Here is a 26,239-nt window from a genome sequence, read left to right as displayed (position 1 = left end):
TGGCTCGCATCAGGCGCTGGAAGCCCTTGTTTCTGGCGGTTTTTATCGATTCCGGGCAGAGCCGGGCCCGAGCCGCCGCAGCCGGGGGCGGAATCAGCCTAGGGCGCGCAATTCCTCGGCCAGCAGCAGGGCTATTTCCGCGGTTTCGAACTGGCGCAGAAACAGCGGCACGGCGAAGACCAGGCGGCTGTCCTGCTTGCGCAGCACATAGGCCAGCTGCAGCCGGGCGAAGCAGGCACGGATCGCTTCCACTTCGACATTGGCCTGCGTACGCAGAAGCTGGACCACGTCGGCCAGGCTGGTGCTGCCGTTCGCGGCGACGCGGTAGACCACGATGCGGTCCAGGCGCGAGGCCTGCACGTCGGCGCTCAGGCGGCCCCAGCCGGCCAGCGCGTCGAGCACGGCGGTCGACTGCAGGGCCTGCTCCACTTCCTGCGCGGAAATCGTGGTGGCGCCGGCAGGCAGCGCCTCCAGGCATTCCTGGCACAGGATCGCGACCAGGTTGGCACGGCGTCCGCTCTGGCTGACGATGCGCTCGACCAGCTGCGGCGTTTCGAAGCGCAGGTTGAGCACCTGCAACGGCACGGTCGCCAGTTCGCGGCAGGCGCTTTCTTCCAGGCCGCCGACGCTGACCGTCTCGCCGAAATTGCGCAGCGGCGACTGGTAGTCCAGCGCCGCGGCGGCGTACAAGTCCCAGAACCCGGCCAGCAGGAAATGGCAATGCCCTTCCTCGGACAAGGCGCGCAGGCTGGACAGCTGCGCATAGCCCTGCTCCGCATCGGCGCGGAAGAAGGGATCGGCCTCGTCGATCAGCAGCAGCAGGCGCTTGCCGCCCTGTTGGCGCACCAGTTCCGCGATGCTGCATTCCAGGCCGCTGTCCAGCGGCAGGCCGGCCAGCGCGGCCAGGCGCGGCAGCAGGCGATGGTCGCGCAATACCAGGTACAGGCAGGCCAGCTGCGGATGGTCGCGCAGGCGCCGCTCTATCGCCTTCATCAGGCTGGTCTTGCCCAGCTGGCGGCCGCCGATCAGCAGGTAGTTGGCCGGCTCGCGCTGCACCACCCGGGCGAGCAGGCTTTCGCGGCCGAAGAACGACGAGGCGCGCGCTACGCCGCCGCGGGTCTGGTAGGGCGAAATGCGCGTGATGCGCAGCTGCCGCGCCAGCGCGCGCAGCAGTACCGGCAATGCTTCGTGCTCCAGCAGCCAGGCGGTCTGCAGTTCCTGGTCCAGGCAGACGAACAGGTTGTCGCGGTTGGCGCAGAAGCTGCGCAGCGCGCCTTCGCCGGGCGAAGCGGGGCTCAGCACCAGCAATACGTCCAGGCCGGTCTGCGCCTGGCGCAGGTGGCGCAGCATCGCGGCCGGGTCCAGCTGCGCCGCCGGCACCCACAGCAGGCAGCGCTCCAGCGACACCGGCATCTCGGCAGAAAAAGTCCACTCATACACAGTGCCGGGCAAGGTCCAGCCGTCGCTGGGCATACTGCGTGCGGCTACGCGCAAGGCCAGCATGTCGGCGCGCGACGCTGCCGGCAGCGCCGCAAAGGCCAGCGCATCGTGCCAGTCGCCCGGCTCCACGCGCGCTGCGGCGAGGGTGTCGTCGCGCCGGCGCAGCCAGCCGAGCACGCTGTCGATGCGTGGCAGCTGCGACAGCGGCGTGCGCCGCAGCCGGGCCGGATCGCGCTGCAGCGGCGCAATCAGCGGATGGCGCCAGACCAGCAGCGCGCCGCAGGCGAGCAGGATCAGCACGGCCATCGCCAGCACCACGCCCAGCCAGCGCGTCATGTCGGTGCTGGTGTCGCCGTCGATGCGGCAGTTCATCGGCAGGTAGCGCGAGGGAATCGGTGGATCGCCGGGTACGCAGTCCCATTGCAGCCGATCCGCATCCAGGCGCAGCACGACGCGCTGGCCGCGCAAGCTGCTGCTGAGCGGCGCCTGCGCCTGCACCGTGGCAACGAGTTCGTAAGGCGCCGCCGAGCTGAGCGCGAATACCTGCCCTTCCGTGCGGATGCCGGCAACGGCCAGGTCCTGCGGCCACTCGCCGGTATCGCTGACATGCACATTCAGCAGCATTTTTGCCGTGTGGATTTCGTTCCAGCCGTTGAACAGCTGGGCGGTCGTCTGCGGCGTGGTCACCAATGTGCCGCGCAGCAGCGGATTCCATTGCGGCGCCATGAACAAGGTGCCGAAGAACAGCGTGGCCAGCACCAGCGCGACGCGGCGCAGCCAGGTCTTGTACAGGGGTTTCATCCGGCGTCTTCGCCCCAGGAGGCGAGGATCTGCCGGCCGGCCTCGCGCACGGCGGCACAGCGCCATTCCAGCTGCGCGCCCTGCTCGCCCGGCCGCGCCGCGATCAGGTTGGCCCAGAACAGGCGGCGCAACAGGCGGTCGATCAGGTAGGGCTGGGCCCGGCCCAGGGTGGATTTGTGCAAGAGCTCGCCAATGCGCATTCGCGCCGCCTCGTCGGCCAGCAACGGCAGAAAACTTTCCCACAACCGTACGCTGCCCGACAGGCACTCATGCAATTGGGGTGTTTCCAGACGGGGGTTGTTGGCATGGGCTTGCAGGGCCTCATCGATCAGTGCCGGATGTCCGCCGCAGTGCAGCTGCAGGCGTTCCAGCAGCCTGGCGTCGAGCTGGGCCGCGGGCAATTGCCGGCCGGCCAGGGCACGCAGCTCGGCCACGCCCGGGTCGGGCCATTGCTCGACACTGGCAATGTTCAACAGCGACAGATCTCCACTTTGGTACTTCAGCTCAGCCAGCGCCTCGCCGCCGCAGAGCATCAGGTGCAGTCGGCCGCTGTACATCTCGGACAGCCCGCGCAGGATGCCGGCCAGCGCCTCGCGCAGCTGTGCATCGCCCTGCTCGAAGCGGCTGACCAGGCAGAACACGCGCTCGCCCGCGGCCAGGCGCCGCTCCAGCGCGGTTTCGAAGGCGAAATCCGAATCGATGCCGTCCAGCCCGCACTGCGCGCCGATGGCGGTGAAGTAGTCGCGCGCGTCGGCCTCGACGCTGTAGGGCGGACGGATATGCAGTACCGACGCGTGGCCGTAAAGCCGGCGCGCGGCGTTCAGCAAGGCCTCGCGGAACGGCGGCTGGCCCCAATGGGCCTGGCTCAGCAACAGCAGGATGGGATACGGCGCCAGCCGCTGCAGGCGCTCGAACAGGCCGTCGATGTAGTCCGCATAGGGCTGGCCCGGTGCCTGTCCGCCGACCGGATATTCCGGCTCGAAACCGGCCGCGCCGAGCAGCCGGTCGGTCTCGCTTTCGCTCAGGCGCAGGTAGCGCGCGCAGTCGACCAGCTTGTGCCGATGCTTGCGGTTCGGCAAAGACAGGCCGTGACGCCAGTTGTTGACGGCTTCGCGGCTCATGCCGATCTCGGTGGCCACACCGGCCGCACTGGCACGGATACGACGCATGTAGCCGGTCAGCAGATCGGCGAATTCGCTGGACATGACGATGTGAACGCTCCCCTGTGGAGCGCGCACGCTAGCCGGACCGCCGCGAAAGTCAAACATCGGCGGTGCGCGCATGGCGAGTGTGTGTCCTGTCGATCATCGAAATTCCCGTCGCGATGGCGGTCATTGTCGCGACGTTGCGTAAGTGCAGAAAGCGGCTGCTTGTCCGGCGCAAGCGCCGCGCGCTTGACGCCGCGTCAACCCATCGCCCGCACCGCTGCTCCCCTTTCACCACGAGGATAGACCCATGCTCGCACTGCGTTCCCTGCTTGTTCTTTCCGCCGCTGCCCTGGCCTGCTCGCCCCTGCTGGCCCAGGCGGCCAAGCGCGGCGGCGTCACCCAGACCTTTACCATCAGCGCCGGCAGCTTCAGCGCCTGGACCGTCGACGGCCAGACCAACCCCGCCCTCACCTTGCAACGCGGCGGCACTTACGTATTCCATCTCAACGCCGTCGCCGGCGTGCATCCGTTCAACATCAACACGATCAACACTACCGGCGCCGGTTCGCGCTACACCAGCGGCGTGACCAACAACGGCGCCACAGGCACCATCGACATTACCTTCGTCGTGCCCAACGACGCGCCGAACACACTCCATTACAACTGCCAGAACCACGCCGCCATGAACGGCCCGATCACCATCACCGCGGCCGACGCGATCTTTGCCGACGCTTTCGAGCTGTGACGGCAGCGCCAGTCCATTAATGCAGAAGGCGGCCCCACGGCCGCCTTCTGCTTTACGGTGCAACGCTGCCGGCCTGGCCGGCCCGGCAGGCTGTTCAGCCCAGCACGCTGCCCAGCTCCTTCTCGATCTTTTCCGGCGCGTCCTGCGGTCCGTAGCGCTTGACCACATTGCCTTCGCGGTCGACCAGGAACTTGGTGAAATTCCACTTCACCCCTTCCGTGCCGAGAAACCCCGCTTTTTCACTTTTCAGCCATTTGTACAAGGGATGAGCCTTGTCGCCGTTGACGTCGATCTTGGCGAACATCGGAAAGCTGACGTCATAGGTGAGCGAGCAGAACTGGCGGATCTCGTCCGCATTGCCCGGCTCCTGGTGGCCGAACTGGTCGCAGGGAAAGCCCAGTACGACCAGTCCTTCTTCCTTGTGCCGCCGATACATCGCTTCCAGGCCCTCGTACTGCGGCGTGAAACCGCACTTGGACGCGACATTGACGATCAGCATCGCCTTGCCCTTGTAGGACTTCAACGATTGCTCGTCGCCGTCCAGCGTGGTGGCGGAAAAGTCGTAGGCAGTGGTCATGCGTTTCCTCTCGATCAAGAGCGGCAGGTGCTGCGAACTGTGCCGCGGCGCGGGTCAACGATCAATGATGGTGGCCGCCGTCGCCGTGGACATGGCCATGGGCCAGTTCTTCCTCGGTCGCCGCGCGCACCTCGGTGACTTCGATGGCGAAATGCAGGGTTTCGCCGGCCAGTGGGTGATTGCCGTCGATGGTCACGGTCTCGCCGTCGACTTCCGCCACGGTCACGGCCATGGGGCCGTTCGGGCCGTTGGCGTGGAACTGCATGCCGGGCTCGATCTCGTCGACGCCCTGGAACGCCTCGCGCGGCACTTTCTGCAGCAGCGCCTCGTGGTGCAGGCCGTAGCCGAGTTCCGGCGGCACGACGACGTTGAAGGTATCGCCGGCGCGCTTGCCGGTCATTTCCTGCTCCAGCCCCTGCACGATATTGCCGGCGCCGTGCAGATAGGCCAAAGGCTCGCGCCCGCTGGACGAGTCGATGATCTCGCCTTCTTCATTGGTCAAGGTGTAGTGGAACGAGGCGACACAGCGCTCGGCAATCTGCATACAGAGGTCTCGGAATTGGGCCCGGAACGGGCGGAAGCAGCCGGCCGCTGGGCCGGCGCAGGCGGGAGCATGAGGGCGCGGCGCCGGCGATTCAAGCCGCGGCTGATGGCTCAGCCGGGCAGTGGGGCGGGCTCGTTCAAGGGCTGGTCCTGCGGTCCGCGGGCGAAGGCGGCGTGCATCCTGGCGTCGTCGCGCAAACCCTCCCAGCGCGCCACCACCATGGTCGCAACGCCATTGCCGATCACATTGGTAATAGCGCGCGCCTCGGACATGAAACGGTCTACGCCGATCACCAGCGCCACACCTTCCACCGGCACCTTGCCGTTGAGCGCGGCCAATGTCGCGATCAGGGTGGTCAGGCCGGCGCCGGTGATGCCGGCCGCGCCCTTGGACGTCAGCAGCAGTACGCCGATCAGTACCAGTTCGTCCTTCAGGCTAAGGTCGACGCCGACTGCCTGGGCGATGAAGATCGAGGCCATGGTCAGGTAGATGCAGGTGCCGTCGAGATTGAACGAATACCCGGTCGGCAATACCAGGCCGACCACGGAGCGGTCGCAGCCGGCTTCTTCCAGCCGCTGCAGCATGCGCGGCAAGGCCGACTCGGACGACGAGGTGCCGGCCACCAGCAGAATCTCGCCGCGGATGAACACCAGGAAGCGCCAGAGCGAAAATCCCGACCAGTGCGCGATCAGCCCCAGCACCAGGAACACGAACAGAAAGCAGGTCAGATAGACCGACAGCATCAGCCAGCCCAGCGACACCAATGTGCCCAGGCCGAACTTGCCCACGGTAAACGCCATCGCACCGAACGCACCGATCGGCGCGGCGCGCATGACGATGGCGACGATCTTGAACAGCACATGGGAAACATCGTCGAACAGATCCAGCACGCGCCGGCCCGGCGCGCCCGCATGGGTCATGGCGACGCCGAACAGAACGGCCACCAGCAGTACCTGCAGCAGGTTGTCGCCGGTAAAAGCGGAAACCAGCGTCTTGGGGATAATTCCCAAGATGAACCCGATGATGCTGCTGTCCTTGGCCGCCTGGCGGTAGGCTTCGGTCTTGTCCGGGCTCAGGTCACCCGGATGGATTTCCATGCCGGCGCCGGGCTGGGCCAGGTTGGCCACGAGCAGGCCGATGACCAGCGCCAGCGTGGTCAGCACTTCGAAATAGATCAGCGCCTTCAGGCCGATGCGGCCGGAGTGGCGCAGGTCGCCCATGCGCGCCATGCCGACGACGATGGTCAGGAAGATGACCGGGCCGATGACCATCTTGACCAGGCTGATGAACGCGTCGCCGAGCGGGCGCATTTTCTCGCCCAGGCCGGGCGTTACCGCATCCAGGCTGGGATAGAAATGGCCCAGGGCGATGCCCAGCGCAACGGCAATCAGAACCTGTACGTAGAGCTGCTTGTAGGCGTGGCGCCACATCCCGGCATCCTCCCCGATGCGGTCAGTGTTGAGGTCTGGCTAGCGGCCGCGTCAGGACACGCCGGGCCGAGTGTCCGACACTAGCCGGATTGCCGCAGCGCGAAAAGCGCCGGGTTCGCTTGCGCCCTTGCACGCACCGGTGCCGCCAAAAGGCACCCATAAAAAAACCCCAGGTTTTCACCTGGGGTTTCTTTCACGCTATGACAGCGAGGATCAGACCACCTGGACCTGATCAGCCTGCATGCCCTTCTGGCCCTGCACGGCGACGAACGTGACGCGCTGACCTTCCTGCAGGGTCTTGAAGCCGGTGCCCTGGATGGCGCGGAAGTGCACGAACAGATCGGCACCGCTTTCCGGGGTGATGAAACCAAAGCCCTTGGCGTCGTTGAACCACTTGACGGTGCCAGTCTGACGATTCGACATACTCTTAACTCCATGAAACGATTTGAGAAAATCACGACAACGGTGAATCCGTGCCGAGACTGAGGTTGCAGGGAGCAAGCAGGGCGAATCGATGAAGCGGATCACAGGGATCAACCGCATCAGGCCACAATTTACCGTGACCCAGGCAAACACAGTGCCGCGAAGATACTCGCAATTTCACCTATTGCCAATAGCTACCGCTACGCGACGGCGCAACCCGTCCCGACCGTGGACCGACTACCGTGCCGACACGCTGTACGTGTTCGGCCCTAAGCTTGTATGACGTTTTCTTGTCACGCACAACGGCTAGCGTCGGCCGCGTGGCCCCTCCTACGGAGAAAGTCATGTCAGCAGTGGATACGGTCTGGACCGATTCGCAGCGCGAACTCTGGCAGCGCATCGAGCAGCACGATTTCGGCACCGGCGCTTGCGCACTGAGTTTCCAGCGCCGCCTGGCCGACGAGCACAACTGGAGCGAAGCGGACGCAACGGCGGCGATCCGCGAGTACAAGCGCTTCTGTTTCCTCGCCGTGGTCGCCAGCCATACGGTCACTCCGCCCGATGCGGTGGACGAGGTCTGGCATCAGCACCTGACCTACAGCCGCGACTACTGGACGCGCTACTGCCCGGAAATACTCGGCCGCCCGCTGCACCACGAACCGACCCGCGGCGGAGCCGAGCAGAGCCGCCTGCACCAGCGCCAATACGCCGATACGCTGGCCAGTTACCAGCGCTGGTTCGGCCCGCCGCCCCTGGCTTGGTGGCCCGATGCGCGGACCCAGGCACGCCAGCCGGCGCACTACCGCCGCATCGACGTCGCGCAGCACCTGCTGCTGCCGCGCTGGCGCTGGCCGCGACTGCGCTGGCCACAGCTGCTGCTCAGTGCCGGCCTGCTCGCCATCGCACCGGCCCTGCTCGCCCTGCCGGCCAATCCGCTGGATTTCAGCGGCCCGGAATTCCTGCTGACGTTCGGCGTACTGATGGTGGTGTGTTTCGTCGTCTCCGCAAGCCTGCGGGCACGGCTGCGCAATACCGGCGGCGACACCTGGCCGGGCGTGCCGCTGGATGCCTGGTCGGTCGCCTATCTTGCCGGCGGTACCGCGCGCGTCGTGGATGCGGGCGTGGCCAGCCTGCTCGCCGCCGGTTCGGCGCACTGGAATGCGAAGGAACAGCGCCTGGACGTGCCGCATCCCAACCATATCGACGAGTTCCCCCTGGCCGAAATCGCCCGCGCCAGCGCGGCCAAGACCAAGGCCGGCAAGATTCCAGCCCAGCTCGACGGCATGATGACGCGGCGCCTGCGCGAACCACTGGTCCAGCGCGGCCTGCTGCTGGACGATACACAGCGCCGGCGCATAGGGCTGTTTACCGCCCTGCCTTTCCTGCTGCTGACCGCCTTCGGCCTGGCCAAGATCGCCGTCGGCATCAGCCGCGACCGGCCGGTATTTTTCCTTTGCATACTCACCGCCTTCGCCGTCGTGATGAGCCTGCGCCGCTGGTTCAGCACGCCGACCACCAGCAGTGCGGGTGACCAGCTGCTGCGCGAGTTGAACCAGACCCACGCCCATGTGCGCCGCGCACCGCGCGATGGCGACATGGCGTTGGCCGTGGCACTGGCCGGCACCGCCGTGCTGGCCGGTACCGCGTATGCGGGCTTCCACGACTACCGTTCTCCGGCCAGTTCCGGCTCCAGCGGCGACAGCGGCAGCAGCAGTTGCTCGTCCGGCGACAGCGGTGGCGGTGGGGGTTGCGGCGGCTGTGGCGGCGGTGGCGACTGATGGCCTGTTGCGGATAAATCGCAAACGGGGATAGGGCCGTGCAGGAACTCACTGCGCGGCGCGGCAGTAACCCCAGAGTTGGCCCGGCGAGCCACACGTCCTGCGCGGCAATTGCGCACGGGCCGCCTTGGATTTATCCGGAGCAGGCCACTAGCAGCGCCCGGACAGCGCCTGCATCGCTTCGCGCTGCGTGCGCGCAAGGTAGGCCTGTACTTCACGCACGTTATCGCCCACTTCGGCGACCGCGAGAAACAGTTGCTCCGGGGTAATACCCCATCGCGTCGCCCAGTAATTCACTTCCCAGATCGCGACGATATTGATGCGATCGCTGCCGGCAGCCGGAGACGGCTGATACACGTCGAGCATGAGGTGGCCCTCGTCGATGCAACCGGCACGCTCGCATGCCGGCGTATGGCCCTGTGGAGGCAGAGTGCCCGTGGCATTGCGAGGAATTCGTTAATTCCCGGTCATGCGGTTGTGAACACCGTCATGCCATTCAGGTGCGTATCCACCTTGCCGCCGAGCCAGTGCGAATTCCGCCAGAAACCGTTTACAGCGTATCGAACCAGTCCGCTTTGGCGGACACGGCCTTGCGATCTCAGCGAGCCAGCTCTCACTACGGCCGAGCCCGCAATGAGACCATCGCCGCCCTTGCCCAAGCCACAAACGCCGCAATGAAAACATCTACACCAAGAAACTTGTTCGCATTATTCGCAATCATCGCTGCGGGCGGCGCGCAGGCGGCAACCTGGTATGTCGCTCCCGGCGGCAACGACAGCAATGCCGGCAGCCTGGCCGCACCGTTCAGGACCGTGACCAAGGCCGTCGGCATGGTCAACCCGGGCGATGCGGTCGAACTGCGCGCCGGCACCTATACCGAAGCGGTGATCCTGCGCCGGCCCGGCACGGCGGCAGCCGGCATCGTGCTGCGCGCCTACGCTGGCGAGACAGCGGTGCTGCGCAGCAGCGGCAGCGGCCCTACCCTGTACTTCTATCATCCGGACTGCGACGAGGACACGATCGGCAGCGGCAACGGCAATACCGACTGTCGCGCCTACTACTGGAAGATCGAAGGGCTGACCATCCAGGGCAGCCCGGCCGGCGGCAGCGACGGCAATGCGGTGAAGATCGACGTGCCCAAGGTATCGCTGAGCCGCAACCGGCTCTGCTGCAGCGTCGCCGACATCGTCAAGGTGGTGCGCACCGCCAACGACGCCAGCCTGACCGACAACGAAATCTGGCAGGACTCCGCCGTCGTCGTACCCAGCGCCAACGCGCAAGGCGTCGACATCGTCGGAGCCGACCGCGTGCGCGTGGCACGCAACTACATCCACGACGTGCCGAATATCGCCGTGTATGCCAAGGGCAATGCGCGCGACGCCGTGTTCGAAGGCAATCGCCTGGTGAATATCGGCAACGCCGCCAACGGTCATGCGCTGATGCTGGGCCAGTCCACCGATGCGGAACGCCTGCTCGACGGCAACTACGAAAGCTACGACGGCATCGTGCGCAACAATGTGGTGGTCAACGCCAGCTGGTCGTGCCTGGCCACGGCCTCGTCGTGGAATGCGCGCTTTTACAACAACAGCTGCTACAACACCGGCCAGGTCACGCATGGCTCGGTGCTGTTTTCCAACGAATCGGAAATCGGCCAGAAGGGCCACCAGATCGTGCTGCGCAACAACGTCTTCTACGGTTCCGCCGCGCGGCCGGTGATCAAGATCGGCTCCAACGCGATGGACGATTACGCCACATTGGAAATTGACCACAATCTCTATTTCGTCGACGGCGGCAATCCGCAGTTCATCGCCAGCGACTTCTTCGCCGCGGTGAATTTTGCCCAGTGGCAGACGCGCTATACCCAGCTCAGCACGCGCAACGACGCCAGCGCGGTCGCCGATCCGCTATTCATCGCCACCAGCGGCAGTACTGCGCTGCAGCTGCCGGCAGCCAGCCCCGGCGTGGACAGCGGCGCGGCGACGGCGCTGGTGCGTTCGGATTTCCGCGGCGCCCCGCGGCCGCTGGGCAGCGCGACCGACAAGGGCGCCTACGAATTCGGCAGCAATGACCGCGTGTTCTGCCATGCCTTCGATCGTGCCGATGGTTGCTAGCCCCGCCACGCCATCGCGCCGCATCGACGCGGTCACGGTGCGCAAGCTACATTCGCCACAGCAGGGAAACCCGGCAGCGCGCGAACTTCAATGCCAAAGCGGTCCAAGGCCAAGGAAGCGGTCATCGTCATCGTCGTCGACAGCGAACTGGTGGCTGTCGGCCTGACCATGGCCATGAGTTCGCGCCCTGACGTGCATATTGCCGCGGTTGCCCACAACGCCGAAGCGGGCTGGAAGGCGATTGAGCGGCACAAGCCCGACCTGGTGCTGATCGCGCCGGAGCTGGCCCGCGCCGTGCAACTGCTGTCGGGCGGGCATTGGCGTACGCGCACTATCCTGCTCGGCCGCAATCCGCACGTCGGTGTAGAGCCCGCCTGCGGTACCGAGCAGGTCTGCGGCTTCGTCAGTTACAGCGCCAGGCGGCAGCGCTTTCTGCCGCTGATCGACACCGTCGCACAATGCCCGCTGGTGCAGGCGGCGGCGGGCGGAGCGCGCTGCGGCGACTGTCCGGCGCGCCTCTCGCTCGCCTTGCCGGCGCTGGGCCTGAGCGGCCGCGAATACCAGGTGTTCGTCTTCATCGGCCGCGGCTTTGGCTCGTCGGACATCGCCAGCGAACTGGGTGTCAGTATCAAGACCGTGGAAACCCACCGCGAAAGCATCAAGCACAAGCTCGGCCTGGGCTCGGCACGCGCCCTGAACGCCGCAGCCGCCGGCTGGTGCCGCGGCGAGGTCATCGCCAGCGACCCCTGAAGGCGTTACCCGCTACCGGCCGCCGACGCAGACACCGGACAGTTGTGTGCCCCAGCACACGCCCCCTGACGGATTGTCGGCCGGCGCGTTTCCGCCTGACTGATACGGTGGCAATCCGTAAAAACTGGCGCTGTTACGGTCCGACTGATCCGGTCACCATGCGCGTCATGAAGAGTTATTGCTATCTCTGGCTGGCCTTTGCCGCCCTGGCATCGCCCTCGCCAGCGGCGCCACCCGCAACACAGGCCGACACCGACCTGAGCGAACGCCTCGCTGCCTGCACTACCTGCCACGGCAAGCACGGCGAAGGCATGACGGCGTCGGAGTATTACCCGCACCTGGCCGGCAAACCCGCGCAGTACCTGTTCCAGCAGCTGCGTGCCTTTCGCGACGGCGACCGGCAGTACGCCCAGATGGGCTGGCTGCTGCGCAATATGGACGACGCCTACCTGCACGCCATCGCCATGCATTTCGCCGCCATGCCGCCGCGCACCCGCGCCCAGGGCAGCACCGCCAAGGCCTTGCCGGCGGAAACCGCCGACAAAGCCCTGCAACTGGTCGAGCACGGCGACCCGGCGCGCGGCCTGCCCGCCTGCAAGGCCTGCCACGGCAGCGCACTGACCGGCCTGGAGCCCGGCGTTCCGGCCCTGGTCGGCCTGCCCGAGGACTATATCGTCGCCCAGTTCGGCGGCTGGCTGACCGGCGTGCGCACGGCGCGCGCGCCCGACTGCATGGCCCAGGTCGCCCAGGCGCTGGACCCACGGGAAATCCGCGCCGTTGCCGCCTGGCTGTCGCGCCAGGGCCACGACGAACCCGTGCCGCCTGCGGCCGCCGGCAGCCTGGTACTGCCGCTGACCTGCGCCGACCTGCCGCATGCGCCGGCCATGGCGGTGCAGCCATGAAACTGCCGCGCAAACTCCTGCTCGCCACGGTGTTACTGGCACCGCTGCTGCTGATCGCCGCGGGCTGGCTGCTGTTGTTGCTGGCCCGGCAAGGCGGACTGGAGCCGTTCCGCGTGCCGCTGGGTGGCGTGCGCGCGCCATCGACCGATACCGCCGTGATCGAACGCGGCCGCTATCTGGCCCAGCTCGGCAATTGCGCCGGCTGCCATACCCGCCACCGGGGCGCGCCCTATGCGGGCGGCCGGGCTTTCGCCACGCCTTACGGCACGATCTACAGCAGCAATCTCAGCAGCGACCCGCAGCATGGCATCGGCGCGTGGTCGAACGCGGAATTCAGCCACGCCCTGCGCCACGGCGTCAGCCGCAACGGCGTGCAATCTCCCGTTTTCCCATATGCCAATTTTGCACGGCTGGCCGAGGCCGACATCGAGGCGCTGTTCGCCTATCTCGCCACCGTGCCCGCCAGCGCCGAGGAACCCGTGGCCGACGCGCTGCAATTTCCGGCCAACCTGCCCGGCGCCATGACGGCCTGGCGCCTGCTCTACTACCGGCCTGGCGCCACCCTCGTGGCTGCAGCGCAAGCACCCGACTGGCAGCGCGGCCGCGACCTGGTCAGCGGCATCGGCCATTGCGCCGTCTGTCATGCCACGCGCGGCAGTTATTCGTCGCTGGCCGACGGCCTGCTGCTCAACGGCGGGCGCATCCCGGGCTGGTACGCACCGGCGCTGAATGCGCAAACCCTGGCGCACTACCCGCCGGGCGATCTGGCGCGCTATCTGCGCGGCGCGGCGCGCGACGGCCACGCTGCCTACGGACGCATGGCCGACGTGATCGCGCAAAACCTGCAGCACCTGCAGGTCGACGATGCCAAGGCGATGGAAACCTATCTGCGCAGCCTACCCGCCGCGCCGCCAGCGCCATTGCCGCGCAGCGACATCCAATGGGAGGGCCTGGGCCAGGGCGAATCGCTATACCGCGAACACTGCGCCGACTGCCACGGCGACGATGGCCGCGGCAAGGCCGGCAAGTATCCGGCGCTGGCCGATTCCTCGGCACTGACCGGGCCCGATCCGATCAACGCGGTCAAGGTGATCCTGTTCGGCGGCGCCGCACCGGCGACTGCGCTGAATCCGCAACCCTATACCATGCCGCCGTTTGCCCATCGCCTGTCTGCCGGCGAAGTGGCAGCGCTGGTGAATATGTTGCGCAAGCGCTGGGGCAGTCCCGAACGGCCGATCACCGCCGACGAGGTGTCGCGCTGGGGCGGCATAGAACCGCGATGAAACTCTACGAGCAATACGCCGCCGAAATCACCGCGCTGATCAGCAACGGCCAGCTGCGTCCGGGCGAGCGCCTGCCCTCGGTACGCGAAGCGCGCGCGCGCCGCGGCATCAGTGCGTCCACCATATTCCAGGCCTACCAGCGGCTGGAGCGCGAAGGGCTGATCCACACGCGGCCGCAGTCGGGCTTCTATGTCTGCGCCGCGCGCAGCGCACTGGGCGACGAGCTGGCGGTCACCGCGCCGCGCGCCGAGGCGAACGAAGTCGAAGTCAGCGAACTCGTGTTCGAAGTGCTGCGCGCGGCACGCTCCAGCGGCATTGCGCCACTGGGCTCGGCCTTCCCTGGCCCGGACCTGTTTCCGCTGCCCCAGCTCGCCCGCGCCGCCGCCACCGGACTGCGCCGCCTGGCACCGAATTCCATTGTGGAAAATATCTCGCCGGGCAATCCGCGCCTGCGCGACCAGATCGCCACGCGCTACCGCCTCGACGGCGTGCGCCTGCAGACCGACGAGATCGTCATCGGCAACGGCGCGCTGGAAGGGCTGAACGCCGCGCTGCAGGCGGTGACCCAGCCCGGCGACACCGTCGCGATCGAATCGCCGACGTTCTATGCCGCGCTGCAGGCGATAGAACGGCTCAAGCTCAAGGCACTGGAAATCAGGACCGACGCGGAAACCGGCATCGACATCCAGGCGCTGGGCGAAGCACTGTCGCGCCAGCGCATCGCCGCCTGCTGGCTGATGCCGACGTTCCAGAACCCCCTCGGCAGCCTGATGCCCGAAGCGCGCAAGCGCGAACTGGTACAGCTGCTGCGGCAGCACGAGGTACCGCTGATCGAAGATGACGTCTACGCCGAACTGTATTTCGGCAGCCAGCGTCCGCGTCCGGCCAAGGCCTTCGACGAGGCAGGCCTGGTACTGCATTGCAGCTCGTTCTCGAAATGCCTGGCGCCCGGCTATCGCGTTGGCTGGATCGCCGCCGGCCGCTATGCCCAGCGCATACAGCGCCTGACCCTGATGACGACCATGGCCGCCTCGGTGCCGGCCCAGGTCGCTGTGCTGCACTACCTGGAAGAAGGCGGCTACGACCGCCACCTGCGCCGCCTGCGGGCGGCACTGATGGCACGCATGAGTGCAGCCATACAAGCCATCGAAAGTGCATTTCCCGCCGGCACGCGCCTGTCGCGCCCGCGCGGCGGCTATTTCGTCTGGGTCGCCCTGCCGCCAGGGCTGGATGCGATGCGCCTGCACCAGGCCGCCTTGCAGGCCGGCATCGGCATCGCGCCCGGCCATATCTTCTCGCCCGACCACCGCTTCGCCGACTGCATCCGCATCAACTGCGGCCATCCCGCCGCCGACGTGCTGCCGGCCTTGCAGCAATTGGGCGCACTCGTCCACGCCTTGCTGAGAACCCCTGCATGAAAACCCTGGTTGCCCTCGCCTTCCTCGGCGTCATTGTCTACAACCTTGCTGCCGGCCTGTTTTTCATGATGACCGACAAAGGTGGCAGCGGCCGCATGGTCAAGGCGCTGACCCGGCGCATCGCCCTGTCGGTTGCGCTGATCCTGCTGGTGCTGGTCGGCATCGCCACCGGCTTCGTGCAACCGCATGGCGTGACGGGCTAGCAGCAGCGTGTTGCGGCGCAATTCGCTGCGCTCATCGGCGCCTGCCGCGGCGGCGCCATGCGGGCGAAAAACCGGCGCAACATTGCCGCGTCATGCTTGGCTTTTTTAACGGAAGCCAATGCCATGAAACGTCTGCTCCTGGCCGCACTGATCGGCTGCTGCGGCGTCGCCAGCGCCGAAACCGTCCTGCTCGGCAAGAATCTGATCGGCAAGGGCGCCAGCGCCGTGCAGGCGCGCGATGCCGCCGGCGAGCCGACCCAGCTCGACAGCATTCCCGGCGACGAATCTTCGCCAGCGATGGAAATCTGGACCTACCGCCTCGACGACAAGACCATCACGCTGTGGCTGGTCGGCGACAAGGTGGTCAAGGCGCTGGAAGAACGCAAACCCGCCACAGCCGCCAGCGCCACCGCACCGGTCGCCGCCCAGCTGCGCAATCCAGGCTGATCGCGGTTCGGCGCACCCACATCGCCGGCGCAAGAAAAATCGCGCTGCGGCCACGCCGTTGCGGCGGCTGAGGCGACACCACCGTCGCCTCAGCCGCGCAAGGCCAGCACGATCTCGATCACGATCAGCAGCACGATGGCGATTTCCAGCAGCTCGGCGCGGCGGCTGGATGCCTCTTCGTACAGCGCCGTATAGGTATCGCGCACGATGGCCAGCTTGCGGTCGACCGCGGCCGCGACGTTGGGCACGCGAAACAGCCCCAGTGCCGCGGAATAGACCCGGGCCAGGTAGACGTCTTCTGTCACCTGAAGCGCATTGTCCACTTTTTCTGTCAGCTCGGTGACTTCCGCCACCAGCGTGTGCAGGCGGCGCGCGAGGTGGGCGAAATGGCGCGCGGCAAGCAGGCCGGCCGCATGCCGCGCACGCTCGACTTCGTCGTACATCTGCGGCAGTTCCGCATCGAGCAGTTCGTCGTAGTAGCGCAGTTCCAGCAGCTGCGCATTGGCCACTTCCAGCACGTCGACCACGTCGGAATCGCCGCGCGGCTCGTAGATGAAGGCGCGGTCCCAGGTCAGCACGGCCAGGTCGTCGGCGTAGTAGGAAAAGCGCTGCCGCAGCAGTTCGGCCCGGTACGACTCTGCCAGCGGCCTGTCCTCGCCCGACAGCAGCGGCACCACGTCGATACGCTGCAGCAGTTCCTCGGCGCTCAGGCGCAGGCCGAGATCCTGCACGATGATCAGGCTGTAGTCCTCGCGCAACCGCGTGCTGGACGGACGCTCCAGCGCCGGCCCTATCGCCTCGACGATCTGCTGGCACAGCTGCGCCCACACCGCTGCCTCCGAGGCCGAACCGATGGCTGCATCCACGCGCCGCTGTAGGTCGACCAGCTGTTCCCAGGAACGCTCGCCGACCGGTACGCGAATCGCCATCGCCAGTGCGCCGAAATGGTAGACGTTGGCCGTCACGCCGCATTCGATGGTCTCGCCGTCGAAACTCAGCAGCGTCGGTGGCAGCGGCAGTACCACCGGCGGATCGCCGAAGGTCATCGCCTTGGCCGGTATCGTGCTCAGGCGTGCGCGGCTCGTCGCCGCCTGCGCCGCGAACAGGGCTTCGACGCGGACCAGGTCGATGGCATAGGCAATATCGACGATGCGCTGCACGATGAGGAAACCGGCGCGCACCGTGATCGCTTCCGTCTGTGCCGTTGAGGCGTTCATGTGTCAATCCTTTGCTTGTCGGCCCGGGGCCAGGCCATCCGTCGCGATCCTGGCCCGCGAACGCACGGCATCCGGCCATCGTTCGGCGAACGTTGCCGGCGCCACGTTAAGCGCGCCGCTGTGACAAAACCAGCATCAGCCGCGCCGTTCCTGCCGCGGCACACGGCGTTCGCCACTACGTCCGCCAGTACCGCCGTGCCTTGCGGCAGCGCTATTCGCCGGCTGGCGGCCGTATCGTCAGCGCCTGGTCCTGCCTGCCGGCATAGGTCACCAGCAGCTTGAGCGTGCCCTCGCCCACGTTGCGGCCGTTGTGCCAGGTGTCGACCACCTCATACAGCACCTGGCCGGCCGTGACGCGCCGGCTGCGGCCGTCCTTCAGCCGTACTTCCAGCGCGCCTTCCAGCACCAAGGCAAACGACGGCACCGGATGCTTGTGCCAGCCGGTCTCGCCGCCGGGCGCGATCTCGATGGTCAGCGTGGAGACTTCGGCAGGGCCGGCGGGATAGACCAGCGGCGTGCCGTCCCAGCTCGTCGTCGATTTCAGCAGCGGCGTTACCTTGACGCTGCTGGTGTTATCCAGCGCAACAGCGCCGGTACTCGTGGCAAGCAACAACAGTGCGCAGACAGGACGCAGCAAGGCCGTACTCCTAGTGCCGGGGGAATTTTCGCTGCCGATAGTCGGTGCAATCCGGCCGCGTCGGCAACCGTCGGCCCGGCCGAAGCCGCGGCGGAACAGACCCGCCTGAGGAAACGGCGGCGGCGGCAGGCCTGCCGCCATGTTCGCTGCTCCGGCACAGCCTCGTTTTCCTTTTCACTGCGAGTCCGCAACGCCCGCCGTCGCCGCGGCGCATTCCGGCGTATCGTCGATGCAGGGCCACACCGCCGGCACGCAATGCCGAGCGGAGATACCGCAGCACCGCCATCAGAGGGATTCCGCATGATGCACGCCCCCGCCCTGCCGCTGCACCGCTGCATCTGCTGGCTTGCCGCACTGGTACTGAATGCCGGCCTCGCCACGCTGGCCAGCGCGCAGAACGCCGCACCGTTCAATCCCGACGTGAATTCCAGCGTCGTCACCCTGGCCATCCAGCCCGACGGCAAGTTCCTTATCGGCGGCGCCTTCACCGAGATCGGCGGCGTCGTGCGCAATCGCCTCGCGCGGCTCACCGCCGACGGCAGGCTGGACCCGAATTTCGTCGCCATCGATATCGACGGCGCGGTGCAGGCCATCGCACTGCAGCTCGACGGCCGCATTCTGATCGGCGGCAATTTCACCCAGGTCGGCGGCAGCACGCGCAACCATCTGGCGCGCCTGCTGGCCGACGGCAACGTCGACCCGAGCTACGTGCCCGACGTCAACGGCGTGGTCTACAGCATCGTCGTACGGCCCAACGGACGCGTGCTGATCGGCGGCGATTTCAGCACGGTGAACGGCTTTCCCCGCGCGAATATCGCCCAGATGATCGAAGCCTCGCTGTCCTCCGCCTTCAATCCCGGCACCAATGGCCTGGTCGAAAACATCGCGCTGCAGGCCGATGGCCGGGTGATCTTCAGCGGAACCTTCACCCAGGCCGGCGGACAGCCGCGCAACGGGCTGGCGCGGGTCAGCAGCGGCGGCAGCATCGACAGCGGCTACGTACCGAATCCCGATATCTGCAGCTGCGCGCTGGCCCTGCAGAAGGACGGCAAGCTGCTGGTCGGCGGCAACTTCACCAGCATCGGCGGACAGGCCCGCAATCGCATGGCGCGCCTGAACACCGACGGCACGGTCGACCTGGGCTACGACCCGAACTTCAGCGGCGGCGTGCTCGGCATCGCCTTGCAGGACGACGGCAAGGCCCTGGTCGGCGGCATCTTCGCAACCGCCGGCGGACAGACGCATACGCGTATCGCACGGGTCAATGTCGACGGCAGTATCGATGCAGGCTTCAATGCCAGCGCAACCAGCAGCGTCATCGTGCTGGCACAGCAGGCCAGCGGCCTGATCGTGATCGGCGGCACCTTCTCCAATGTCGGCGGCCAGACGCGCCGCCGCCTGGCGCAACTGCATGCGGACGGCGCGGTAGAAACCGCCTTCGACCAGGTACCCAGCCCGACCCCGGCAGCGCCGGTCGCGATCGCCCCGCAGGGCGACGGCCGCGTGCTGCTGGGCGGCTCCTTCACCCAGCTGGGCGGACAGTCGATAGGCCGCCTGGCGCGCCTGAACGCCGACGGCAGCCGCGATGCGACGTTTGCGCCGGGTCCCAACAACGGCGTCACTGCCATCGTGCTGCAGCCCGATCTGTCCATGCTGGTCGGCGGCTTTTTCACGCAGATGGGCGTCAACGCGCGGACCCGGCTGGCGCGGCTGAACGAAAACGGCATTGTCGACAGCAGCTTCAGTCCGTCCATCGACGACAGCGTTTTCGCCATTGCGCTGCAGCCCGATGGCCGTGTCGTGATCGGCGGCGATTTCAGCCTCGCCGCCGGCGCCAGCCGCAACCGCATCGCGCGGCTCAACGCCAATGGCACCATCGACGCGAGCTTCGATCCGAACGCCGACGGGACCGTGCGCGACGTGCTGCTACAGCCCGACGGCAAAATGCTCGTCACCGGGGCTTTCACGACCATCGCTGGCGCACTGCGCGCCGAAATTGCGCGGCTGCTGCCGGACGGCAGCATCGACACCACGTTCAACCCCGGCGCCAACGCCCCCATCACAGGCATCGCCTTGCAGGCCGACGGACGCGTCGTCGTCGCCGGCACCTTCAGCGTCATCGGTGGTTTCAACCGTGCCGGCCTGGCCCGCTTGAATGCCAATGGCACCGTCGATACGGCCTACAACCCACAGCTCAACAGCAGCATCCGTGCGCTGGCCCTGCAAGCCGACGGCAAGCTGCTGGTCGGCGGTGACAACACGGCCTTCCTGAACCGGCTCAACGTCGACGGCAGCCTCGATACGAGCTGGGTAACACCGAGTGCGGCAAACACCAGCCCGCGCTTCGTCAGCAACATCAGCATCGCGCCCGATGGAAAGGTATACGCAAGCGGGCAATTCCTCGACCTGGGCGGCGTCGGCGACAACGACTATTTCGCCCGGCTCAACCAACCCCAGGCCGCATTGCAGAGTATCGACGTGATTTCCTACAGCAGCGGCGCAGCCTTCGTCTACTGGCGCCGGGCCGGCGCCACACCAGAGCTGACGCGCGCACCGGAACTGGCGTATTCGCCGACCGGCGTCGCCTATGCACCACTCGGAAACTTCACCCGCAGCGGCAAGGACTGGGTCTATCGCAACTATTTCCCGCCGCTGGCGCAGACCTTCTATCTGCGGGTGCGCGGAGCCACCGCCAGTGCCGGCAATGACAGCTACAGTGGCATCGAGCAGCGCGTGAAGCAGTTCCATCTGCCGCTGGCGGAGGGGATTTTCCTGGACGGGTTCGACTGATGGCCGGTAACGGATGAATCGCTGGCGAGATCGCCAAGTACGGGTCGTGCAGGACGCGGCAGCGGAGCAAGGCCATCAGCCCTTGCCGTTGGCCGAGCAAGCATCGGGTACTGCGCAATCAGAACAAGCGCGCTGCTGTCGATCGTGTACACGCCAGATCTCTGAAAAGACTACCGACGCACAAAAAAAAGCCCGGGCTCTCGCCCGGGCTTTGCGTTTCGACCGCGTACAGCGCTAGTTCGCCACTTTGATCGATACCGTCATCGTCAGCGGCGGCGACAGGTTGTTCGCTTCGGTGAACGTCACCTTGCCGAACCACCAGGTTGCCGTCGACACCGGCGCAGCAGGACCTGGCTGCGCAGTGATCGTCAGTGTCTGCGTCGGCGAGACGCCCGGCGTTCCCACCGACTGGAAGCCATTCGCAAAGATGGTTTCGTTGGTCAGCGAGAAGGTCGACGGCGACACCGACAAGGCGATGTCGGGCGACGGGTTCGACACCGTCGCGGTCCAGTTGCCGGCCGGCAGCACGCCGCGGACGATACGCGTCCAGTTGCAGCCCGATGCCTTCGAGCAGACCGTATTGCGCATGCTTGCGAAGTTCATCGCGCGCTGGTCGGTGACGCTGGGCCGCGTCGTGTTCGACGCAAAGTAGTTAGCGACGTCCATAACGAAGCCGGCGCGTGCGGCCTTGGTCAGGTCGACACGGCCGCTGCCCACATCGTCCGGCACCCACGCGGTGGTGCCGTTCTCGCGGAAGCCCGAAACAGCCGTCAACATCAATGCCGACTTGATCTCGGCCGGCGTCCAGCTCGGGTGCACCGACTTCATCAGCATGCCGACGCCTGCCAGGTGCGGGCTCGACATCGACGTGCCACTCATCAGGCCGTAGTTGTTGTTGCCCGGATCCTTGGCAGCGAGGATGTCCACGCCCGGCCCGGTGATGTCCGGCTTGGTCAGGTCGGTGACGCCGGCCGTCGGGCCGCGCAGGCTGAAGCTGCCGAGCACATCGCCCTGGCGCAGTCCGTAGGCCACCGGATCGATCCTGCCCGGCACGGCAGCCGGCGCGCTGGACGCGATGAAGTTCTTCAGCGCGAGACCGAACGGACCTTCGATGAACCACGCCTTCGCATTCGGCGACGTGACCGTGGCCATGTCCATCGACACGGTGCCAAAGTTGATGATGTTGTTGTAGATCACCACGCCGACCGCGCCGGCACCGATCGCGTTGTCGATCTTGATGGCGAAGCTGCAGTCGCCACGCTGGATCAGGGCGATCTTGCCGGTGAACGTGCCAGCCGGGAAACCGCCGCCCGGCGTGCCGCTGTCGGGTACGTTCGGGTTCGCCGCAACCGGGTCGGTACAGCCTTCGATGTTGGCCGGATACGTCGCGATGTCGGCAACGATCTGCGCCGTGAGCGGAGCCGTCGTCGAACCGGGTACGAGGTAGATGCCCTGCGTGTTGGCCGGCGGCGTGCCGGGGCCGGTCGCGCTGATGCCGGCAGTCATCACTTCGTCCTGGCTCGACGCCGCGACGGTCATGATCCACGGTCCCTGGTGCGCCACGCGGCCGCCCGGTGTAGTGAGCGTGGCGCTGGTGTTGCCAGCCGACGCCGCGACAACGATGCCCGACTGCACGGCGGCCAGAAACTCCTTGTCGGAGCCCGTCGCCCACGGGTTGGTGCCGCTGGTGCCGCCTGCCGTCGGGCCGATCGAGTAGTTCACTGCGGTCACGTCGCCGGCCGCCATGAAATTGTTGATCGCCGCGAGCGTCGCGTTGCCGCCGCAGGCGGTGGAATCGCACATCTTGTACGCGCGGATCGCCGCACACGGCGCGACGCCCGAGATCGAGCTGTACGGCGCAACCACCGGCAGCGTCGGATCGATCGCCGTCGTCACGACGTTGCCCGCCGCCGTGCTTGCGGTGTGTACGCCATGGCCGTCTTCGATGTCTTCCGGATTCGGGCCGTTGCAGGCGCCGGTCGGGGTCGACGCGGTGGTGCAGTCGAGCTTGCTCTTGAGCTTCGGCGTGGCGATCGAGAAGCCGCAGCTCGCGTCGTTGGCGAACGACGGATGCGTCGAGTTGGTACCGCCATCGAGCGACGCCAGCGTCTGGCCCTGTCCGCGCGTACCGAGGCCATTCGGCACGGCCGAGCCATTCCAGATCGACGGCGCACCGATGAAAGCTGGGCCTCGGAACGTGTCGCGCTTGAGCATCGGGGTTTCGTAGATCGTCTTGATGCCCGCGACCTTTGCAACTGCTTCGGCTTCCGCCTCGGTCAGGTCAGCCGATATGCCGCTCAGGGTAATATTATAGTAATGCGTAATGTTCAGATTGCTGCGGCCGATCGCGCTGCGGATCTGCGCCAGATGCGTCTGCTGCTGCATCTGCACCTGAAGCAGGTAGTCGCGTGATTCCCGCGCGTTGACGTCGATGCGGCCGGCATCGGTCGCGCTGGCGGCGGCTTCGCCGACCGGCACCTTGCGCTGCCGCATGCCTACGTCGGAATAGAACAGGCCGTCCTCGTCGAATTCGATGATGTACGACTTCGTCGCGGCAGACGTCGCCCCCTGCGGCGACTGCGCCATCACCGGCAGGATCGTCACGCTACAGATGCTTGCGCCAATGACGGCAGCCAACACGTTCATTCGAAAATTGCGCATTACGAATCCCCAAAAAAGTAGCGGCGATGAGCGAGGCCGCGTAACGATCCTGTGGCGGACATCGCATTGCAGTTGCGTGAACGGATCTGTTCGACGCGGAGTTATAGCAACATCGGCATCGGTACGTAAGGCATGCCCAAAGAAACCGCCTAAACAATTGTCAGCGGTCGGTTACTTCACTCAGCCCATCGATCCACACGACCATGGACGCAGACCGCTGGACCTAGTCGCTTCCCCGCCTTGCGACGTATCCAGCCCAGCGCATTGCCGAGCTGCTGCCACAACTGCCGCACACTACCGGCTTGCGCCAGTCGAACACGCTGCCGCGTGCCGGCGTGATCGGTTCGGTCGAACCGGGTCGCTTCTTCGACTGGACCGATCGCCAGCTCGACCGGCTGCGGCCCCATCCGAACCTGGCCGCCGACCGCTCGCACGATCCACCGCCGGGCCCGGAGCGCTGACGATGCCGCACCGATCACTTCCGGCACGCGCGTTGCGCGGCCGGTACCGCCAACCCCCTCGCTGCCACAGGAGCGCACCGCATGAACAACGGGCAAGACATGTTCGAGCCCCGGCGACCGGAATCGCCCGCGGCGATCACCCCACAAGGAATTGCCGACGACCCAATCGATGAGGCCGCGCCTGCACCCGACCCGCGCAATTGTCAGCCCTGGATTATCCAGCGCGGGCGCTGGCGCCCAGCGCTGCTGCTCGATTTCCGGCAGTTCGAGCCGCGCGGCGGCATGCTGACCGGCTGCCAGATGCCCTATCACCACCTCGCCGGGATCGACGATCTCGGCGACGGCATGGTGTCACTGGATTACGGCGTACTGCAGTTCGTCATCCGGCATTGAATCGAACAACCTGGGTTGCCGCTGACATTCGGTAGACCAGAAACACGCCCCCATGACGACAAGCGCCATGGCACGACATCCGTGTTTGCAGCGCTGGATGTGGCAACCGGCAAAGTCATCGGGCGAGTCAAGCGCCGCCACAGAAGCGCAGAGTTTCTTCTATTTCCCAAAGGCGGTAGATGCGGACGTTCCGGCAACCCTGGATGTCCATCTCAGCATGGACAACTAAGGTACACACAAGACCGAGGCGGTGCGTGCCTGGTCTGCCGCTTGTCCCCGTTACCCCGTGCATTTCACACCGACTTCAGCGTCATGGCTCAATGGGGTCGAGCGGTGCTTTGCTGAAATTACGCAGAAGTGGATTAAGCGCGGTTCTCACACCCGTGTCGCGGAGCTGGAGCGACCCATTCTTCACAACATCGAACGTAACAACGCCGATCCCAAGCCCTTCCCATGGCACAAGTCTGCCGATGCGATTCTGCACGCGGTTGGGCGGGCAGCGAAGGTTGTTATTTCAAGGCGGAATTTTGAGACAGGACATCAACGTGCACGCCGGAATATTCGCCCGAGGGAACATTGCCGCAGCCGAAATGGCGTCGTGTTTGGCGGGCGCGCCGCCTCAGCGAGGGATGGTTCAGCAAGGCTTGTCCGGTTGTAGCGCGGTTTGCCGTAGGTGGCGTGGCTCGCTGGCCGAGAGGACGCGCCCGCGTCCCCAAGCCCAGCAGTCAACCCAACAACCCATCCAGGAAGATCCCCATGCGTCTCGCCCTTGCGTCCCTCCTTCTCGTCGTGGCGTGCACTGCCCAGGCCGGCGAAAACATGCTGCTGGTTCTCGACGCCTCAGGGTCGATGCTCGGCAAGATCGAGGGGCGTACCAAGGTGGATATCGCGCGGGCCACGGTCGCCAGCGTGGTCCGCGGCTGGAATCCCGGCAACCAGCTGGGTCTGGTCGCCTACGGGCACCGGCGCAAAGGCGATTGCGCGGACATCGAGACACTTATCCCGGTCGGGCCGCTGGATCCGGACGCCTACCTGAAAACCGTCAACGGTCTCGGGGCGTTGGGCATGACGCCACTGTCGGCTGCCGTCCGGCAAGCGGCGCAGGCGCTCGACTGGTCCGAACACAAAGCCACGGTCATCCTGGTTTCCGACGGCGAGGAAACCTGCAACCTCGACCCCTGCGCGATCGGAGCCGAACTGGAGAAATCGGGTGTGGATTTCACCGCGCATGTCATCGGGTTTGACGTAGGCAACGCAGCCCACCAGGCACAGCTGCGCTGCCTGGCCCAGGCGACGGGTGGGCGTTACTTCAACGCGCGCGATGGGCGAGAGCTCTCTGCCGCGCTGCAGGGGGCGATCGCCGCCAGCACCGAGCCGCCACTGCCGCCCGCACAGGCAACCCTAGTCTTCGAGCAGCCGGTCACCATCGCGCAACCGCTGACGGTGCGTTGGACAGGTCCCGGTGACAATGGCGATTTTGTTGCTTTGGCACGGACGGAACAAAAGGACGGCGATTACCTGACGTACTCACGGATGATTGAAAGCGGAACGACGAAGGGCAACGTCACGCTGCTGGTGCCGGCAACGGCGGGCACCTACGAAGTGCGCTACGTGAACCCACGTCGAGATGCAGTGCTCGCTCGCACACCCGTTGCGGTCCAGGACGCACAAGCCTCGCTCGACGCGCCCGAGTCTGTGATGGCCGGCTCGCGTCTGAAAGTGGTTGCGCGAGGCCCCCACGGCGGCCAGCACTGGGTAGGTTTTGCGCCAATCGGAAGCCCCGTTGGGAGCCACCTCGACTATGCCCGATTGTCCGGGCCGGTCAGCGAGGTGGAGCTGATTCCGCCGGCGGAGCCTGGCACCTTACGAACTGCGCTACGTGCTGAACGAAAACGAGCGCGTGATCGCCTCCCGGCAGATTGCAGTGGTGCCCAGCGAGGTCGAGGTCAGCGGTCCGGCGAGCGTCATGGCGGGCGACGTCTACCCGTTCGCGGCGAGGGGGCCGGTCGACGCCCGCCATTGGATCGGGTTTGCCGCGGCGGGCAGTGGACCGGGTGACTACCGCGATTACACGCGGCCG

At 66.4% G+C, this 26,239-nt stretch carries 23 protein-coding genes and 1 pseudogene; 14 read left to right on the top strand and 10 right to left on the bottom strand.

The features are described from left to right. Window positions 1-93: 93 nt before the first annotated feature. Both DFR29_RS11580 and DFR29_RS11575 read right to left on the bottom strand, forming a co-directional pair. A complete protein-coding gene (locus DFR29_RS11580; RefSeq protein ID WP_133818757.1) occupies window positions 94-2,241 on the bottom strand; it encodes an nSTAND1 domain-containing NTPase in 2,148 nt (715 codons plus the stop codon). Continuing rightward, window positions 2,238-3,446 carry a hypothetical protein gene (locus DFR29_RS11575; RefSeq protein ID WP_133818756.1) on the bottom strand — a complete coding sequence of 403 codons (1,209 nt, stop codon included), beginning with the start codon at window positions 3,444-3,446 and terminating at the stop codon, window positions 2,238-2,240. The genes DFR29_RS11580 and DFR29_RS11575 overlap by 4 nt, the downstream gene beginning before the upstream one ends. 250 nt (window positions 3,447-3,696) lie before the next feature. Here DFR29_RS11575 and DFR29_RS11570 point away from each other — a divergent pair, with 250 nt between their 5' ends. Then, window positions 3,697-4,134 (top strand): hypothetical protein, encoded by a 438-nt coding sequence (locus tag DFR29_RS11570; RefSeq protein WP_133818755.1) that lies wholly within the window; start codon window positions 3,697-3,699, stop codon window positions 4,132-4,134. 94 nt (window positions 4,135-4,228) lie between these two features. On the opposite strand, the gene DFR29_RS11565 is transcribed toward DFR29_RS11570, so the two are convergent. The 4 genes from DFR29_RS11565 to DFR29_RS11550 form a co-directional block, all read right to left on the bottom strand. Continuing rightward, window positions 4,229-4,711, bottom strand: coding sequence for a glutathione peroxidase (locus DFR29_RS11565; protein ID WP_133818754.1), 483 nt, complete (start codon window positions 4,709-4,711; stop codon window positions 4,229-4,231). 61 nt (window positions 4,712-4,772) lie between these two features. After that, window positions 4,773-5,255 (bottom strand): FKBP-type peptidyl-prolyl cis-trans isomerase, encoded by a 483-nt coding sequence (locus DFR29_RS11560; protein ID WP_133818753.1) that lies wholly within the window; start codon window positions 5,253-5,255, stop codon window positions 4,773-4,775. A 110-nt stretch (window positions 5,256-5,365) separates the two neighbouring features. Next, on the bottom strand, window positions 5,366-6,685 hold the full coding sequence (gene dctA / locus DFR29_RS11555; RefSeq protein ID WP_133818752.1) for a C4-dicarboxylate transporter DctA: 1,320 nt from the start codon (window positions 6,683-6,685) through the stop codon (window positions 5,366-5,368). A 213-nt stretch (window positions 6,686-6,898) separates the two neighbouring features. Continuing rightward, window positions 6,899-7,108 (bottom strand): cold-shock protein, encoded by a 210-nt coding sequence (locus DFR29_RS11550; protein WP_133818751.1) that lies wholly within the window; start codon window positions 7,106-7,108, stop codon window positions 6,899-6,901. A gap of 344 nt (window positions 7,109-7,452) precedes the next feature. Between DFR29_RS11550 and DFR29_RS11545 the strand changes: the two genes are divergently transcribed. Next, window positions 7,453-8,886 (top strand): TIGR04222 domain-containing membrane protein, encoded by a 1,434-nt coding sequence (locus DFR29_RS11545; protein ID WP_133818750.1) that lies wholly within the window; start codon window positions 7,453-7,455, stop codon window positions 8,884-8,886. 150 nt (window positions 8,887-9,036) lie between these two features. Here the strand turns inward: DFR29_RS11545 and DFR29_RS11540 are convergent, their stop codons facing one another. Further along, complete coding sequence (locus tag DFR29_RS11540; RefSeq protein WP_133818749.1) at window positions 9,037-9,252, bottom strand: DUF3606 domain-containing protein; 216 nt, start codon at window positions 9,250-9,252, stop codon at window positions 9,037-9,039. Window positions 9,253-9,584: 332 nt separating this feature from the next. Here DFR29_RS11540 and DFR29_RS11535 point away from each other — a divergent pair, with 332 nt between their 5' ends. The 7 genes from DFR29_RS11535 (at window position 9,585) to DFR29_RS11505 (ending at window position 16,000) form a co-directional block, all read left to right on the top strand. Further along, on the top strand, window positions 9,585-10,997 hold the full coding sequence (locus DFR29_RS11535) for a choice-of-anchor Q domain-containing protein (RefSeq protein ID WP_166654041.1): 1,413 nt from the start codon (window positions 9,585-9,587) through the stop codon (window positions 10,995-10,997). Between the two features lie 90 nt (window positions 10,998-11,087). Beyond that, window positions 11,088-11,747: a response regulator transcription factor gene (locus DFR29_RS11530; protein WP_133818747.1), complete on the top strand. Its 660-nt coding sequence runs from the start codon at window positions 11,088-11,090 to the stop codon at window positions 11,745-11,747. A gap of 167 nt (window positions 11,748-11,914) precedes the next feature. Continuing rightward, complete coding sequence (locus DFR29_RS11525) at window positions 11,915-12,649, top strand: c-type cytochrome (protein ID WP_133818746.1); 735 nt, start codon at window positions 11,915-11,917, stop codon at window positions 12,647-12,649. Continuing rightward, window positions 12,646-13,932 (top strand): c-type cytochrome, encoded by a 1,287-nt coding sequence (locus tag DFR29_RS11520; protein WP_133818745.1) that lies wholly within the window; start codon window positions 12,646-12,648, stop codon window positions 13,930-13,932. The genes DFR29_RS11525 and DFR29_RS11520 overlap by 4 nt, the downstream gene beginning before the upstream one ends. After that, entirely contained in the window at window positions 13,929-15,350 is a 1,422-nt protein-coding gene (locus DFR29_RS11515) for an aminotransferase-like domain-containing protein (protein WP_133818744.1), read from the top strand. Before DFR29_RS11520 ends, DFR29_RS11515 begins: the two co-directional genes overlap by 4 nt. Beyond that, window positions 15,347-15,553: a twin transmembrane helix small protein gene (locus tag DFR29_RS11510; protein WP_133818743.1), complete on the top strand. Its 207-nt coding sequence runs from the start codon at window positions 15,347-15,349 to the stop codon at window positions 15,551-15,553. The genes DFR29_RS11515 and DFR29_RS11510 overlap by 4 nt, the downstream gene beginning before the upstream one ends. A gap of 123 nt (window positions 15,554-15,676) precedes the next feature. Next, window positions 15,677-16,000, top strand: coding sequence for a hypothetical protein (locus DFR29_RS11505; RefSeq protein ID WP_133818742.1), 324 nt, complete (start codon window positions 15,677-15,679; stop codon window positions 15,998-16,000). A gap of 89 nt (window positions 16,001-16,089) precedes the next feature. On the opposite strand, the gene DFR29_RS11500 is transcribed toward DFR29_RS11505, so the two are convergent. Continuing rightward, window positions 16,090-17,217, bottom strand: coding sequence for a hypothetical protein (locus DFR29_RS11500; protein ID WP_133818741.1), 1,128 nt, complete (start codon window positions 17,215-17,217; stop codon window positions 16,090-16,092). Window positions 17,218-17,428: 211 nt separating this feature from the next. Beyond that, a complete protein-coding gene (locus DFR29_RS11495) occupies window positions 17,429-17,854 on the bottom strand; it encodes a cupin domain-containing protein (RefSeq protein WP_208113579.1) in 426 nt (141 codons plus the stop codon). 300 nt (window positions 17,855-18,154) lie between these two features. Here DFR29_RS11495 and DFR29_RS11490 point away from each other — a divergent pair, with 300 nt between their 5' ends. Then, window positions 18,155-20,644, top strand: a complete 2,490-nt coding sequence (locus DFR29_RS11490; RefSeq protein ID WP_166654040.1) for a hypothetical protein — start codon at window positions 18,155-18,157, stop codon at window positions 20,642-20,644. A gap of 234 nt (window positions 20,645-20,878) precedes the next feature. Here DFR29_RS11490 and DFR29_RS11485 read toward each other — a convergent pair whose 3' ends face one another. Beyond that, entirely contained in the window at window positions 20,879-23,290 is a 2,412-nt protein-coding gene (locus DFR29_RS11485) for a S8 family serine peptidase (protein WP_166654039.1), read from the bottom strand. 317 nt (window positions 23,291-23,607) lie between these two features. On the opposite strand from DFR29_RS11485, the gene DFR29_RS29135 reads away from it, so the two are divergent. From DFR29_RS29135 to DFR29_RS11470, 4 genes and pseudogenes are all read left to right on the top strand, one after another. Next, window positions 23,608-23,766 carry a hypothetical protein gene (locus tag DFR29_RS29135; protein WP_166654038.1) on the top strand — a complete coding sequence of 53 codons (159 nt, stop codon included), beginning with the start codon at window positions 23,608-23,610 and terminating at the stop codon, window positions 23,764-23,766. 81 nt (window positions 23,767-23,847) lie between these two features. Next, window positions 23,848-24,159, top strand: a complete 312-nt coding sequence (locus DFR29_RS11480) for a hypothetical protein (RefSeq protein WP_133818737.1) — start codon at window positions 23,848-23,850, stop codon at window positions 24,157-24,159. Window positions 24,160-24,165: 6 nt separating this feature from the next. After that, a pseudogene (locus DFR29_RS30030) lies at window positions 24,166-24,670 on the top strand (IS630 family transposase); the annotation flags it as partial. A 245-nt stretch (window positions 24,671-24,915) separates the two neighbouring features. Then, window positions 24,916-26,217 (top strand): vWA domain-containing protein, encoded by a 1,302-nt coding sequence (locus DFR29_RS11470; protein ID WP_133818736.1) that lies wholly within the window; start codon window positions 24,916-24,918, stop codon window positions 26,215-26,217. Window positions 26,218-26,239 lie beyond the last annotated feature (22 nt).

Origin of the sequence: Tahibacter aquaticus, from assembly GCF_004363655.1 — a bacterium.
Classification (GTDB): domain Bacteria; phylum Pseudomonadota; class Gammaproteobacteria; order Xanthomonadales; family Rhodanobacteraceae; genus Tahibacter; species Tahibacter aquaticus.
The sequence above is the reverse complement of the archived record's forward strand: the minus strand, read 5'-3'. Positions and strand labels throughout refer to the sequence as shown.

Coding starts and splice junctions, on each gene's coding strand:
- DFR29_RS11565 (WP_133818754.1), bottom strand. CDS start 4,711: ATGACCACTGCCTACGACTTTTCCGCCACCACGCTGGACGGCGACGAG.
- DFR29_RS11530 (WP_133818747.1), top strand. CDS start 11,088: ATGCCAAAGCGGTCCAAGGCCAAGGAAGCGGTCATCGTCATCGTCGTC.
- DFR29_RS11575 (WP_133818756.1), bottom strand. CDS start 3,446: ATGTCCAGCGAATTCGCCGATCTGCTGACCGGCTACATGCGTCGTATC.
- DFR29_RS11560 (WP_133818753.1), bottom strand. CDS start 5,255: ATGCAGATTGCCGAGCGCTGTGTCGCCTCGTTCCACTACACCTTGACC.
- DFR29_RS11570 (WP_133818755.1), top strand. CDS start 3,697: ATGCTCGCACTGCGTTCCCTGCTTGTTCTTTCCGCCGCTGCCCTGGCC.
- DFR29_RS11480 (WP_133818737.1), top strand. CDS start 23,848: ATGAACAACGGGCAAGACATGTTCGAGCCCCGGCGACCGGAATCGCCC.
- DFR29_RS11580 (WP_133818757.1), bottom strand. CDS start 2,241: ATGAAACCCCTGTACAAGACCTGGCTGCGCCGCGTCGCGCTGGTGCTG.
- DFR29_RS11500 (WP_133818741.1), bottom strand. CDS start 17,217: ATGAACGCCTCAACGGCACAGACGGAAGCGATCACGGTGCGCGCCGGT.
- dctA (WP_133818752.1), bottom strand. CDS start 6,685: ATGTGGCGCCACGCCTACAAGCAGCTCTACGTACAGGTTCTGATTGCC.
- DFR29_RS11525 (WP_133818746.1), top strand. CDS start 11,915: ATGAAGAGTTATTGCTATCTCTGGCTGGCCTTTGCCGCCCTGGCATCG.
- DFR29_RS11545 (WP_133818750.1), top strand. CDS start 7,453: ATGTCAGCAGTGGATACGGTCTGGACCGATTCGCAGCGCGAACTCTGG.
- DFR29_RS11510 (WP_133818743.1), top strand. CDS start 15,347: ATGAAAACCCTGGTTGCCCTCGCCTTCCTCGGCGTCATTGTCTACAAC.
- DFR29_RS11505 (WP_133818742.1), top strand. CDS start 15,677: ATGAAACGTCTGCTCCTGGCCGCACTGATCGGCTGCTGCGGCGTCGCC.
- DFR29_RS11540 (WP_133818749.1), bottom strand. CDS start 9,252: ATGCTCGACGTGTATCAGCCGTCTCCGGCTGCCGGCAGCGATCGCATC.
- DFR29_RS11550 (WP_133818751.1), bottom strand. CDS start 7,108: ATGTCGAATCGTCAGACTGGCACCGTCAAGTGGTTCAACGACGCCAAG.
- DFR29_RS11520 (WP_133818745.1), top strand. CDS start 12,646: ATGAAACTGCCGCGCAAACTCCTGCTCGCCACGGTGTTACTGGCACCG.
- DFR29_RS11490 (WP_166654040.1), top strand. CDS start 18,155: ATGATGCACGCCCCCGCCCTGCCGCTGCACCGCTGCATCTGCTGGCTT.
- DFR29_RS11485 (WP_166654039.1), bottom strand. CDS start 23,290: ATGAACGTGTTGGCTGCCGTCATTGGCGCAAGCATCTGTAGCGTGACG.
- DFR29_RS11515 (WP_133818744.1), top strand. CDS start 13,929: ATGAAACTCTACGAGCAATACGCCGCCGAAATCACCGCGCTGATCAGC.
- DFR29_RS11470 (WP_133818736.1), top strand. CDS start 24,916: ATGCGTCTCGCCCTTGCGTCCCTCCTTCTCGTCGTGGCGTGCACTGCC.